The organism is Duganella sacchari, from assembly GCF_900143065.1.
Taxonomy (GTDB): Bacteria; Pseudomonadota; Gammaproteobacteria; order Burkholderiales; family Burkholderiaceae_D; genus Rugamonas; species Rugamonas sacchari.
Map to the genome: position 1 here is coordinate 572,117 of NZ_FRCX01000004.1, position 766 is coordinate 572,882.

Annotated in this window: 1 protein-coding gene; it reads left to right on the forward strand. The window is 66.3% G+C overall.

Features of this window, described 5'->3' with window-relative positions; all coding sequences use genetic code 11:
* On the forward strand, positions 1-766 hold a 766-nt coding region (locus BUA36_RS11630), incomplete at both ends, for an AMP-binding protein (RefSeq protein WP_139260505.1).

Here is a 766-nt window from a genome sequence, read left to right on the forward strand (position 1 = left end):
CCGGATGTCCTGGTGGGCATCTGCGCCGAGCGCACGCCTGATATGGTGGTGGCCATACTGGCTGTATTCAAAGCAGGTGGCGGCTATCTGCCGCTGGACCCCGCGTATCCTGCCGAGCGCCTGGCCTTCATGCTGGAAGACGCTGAACCTGCTGTCGTACTGGCGCATCGCGCACTGGCCGTCACCTTGCCCGTGACCGCGACACCGCTGCTGACGATCGAAGACACTTTGGCCACCGACGCAATGCAGTTGGGTAAGGTGGAGCCAACGCACGTGTCGCCCGCGAACCTGGCTTACGTCATCTACACCTCGGGTTCCACCGGCAAGCCCAAAGGCGTACTGCTGCACCATGAAGGCTTGTGCGATGTGCTGCGCGCGCAGGCGCCGCTGCTGGGCGTGGAACCTGGCCGCCGCGTGCTGCAAGCCGCCTCCTTCAATTTCGATGCCTCGGTGTGGGAAGTCTTTGCCGCGCTCGCGACTGGCGGCACGCTGTGCATGGCCCCGCGCGAGCAACTGCTGCCGGGCCGACTGGAACACACGCTGACCGCGCTGCGGCCGGATCTCGCCTTCCTCACGCCGGCGGTAGCAGCGGCGCTGCCAGCGGATTTGCCAGCGCTGCCGGCGACGCTGCTGATTGGTGGCGACACCTGTCCGGCCGCGCTAACCGCGCAGTGGGCCGCAGGACGCCGCTTCATCAACGTCTACGGCCCCACGGAAACCACGGTCTACGCCGTCATGCATTTGTGCGCGCCGGACAGCCATCGTT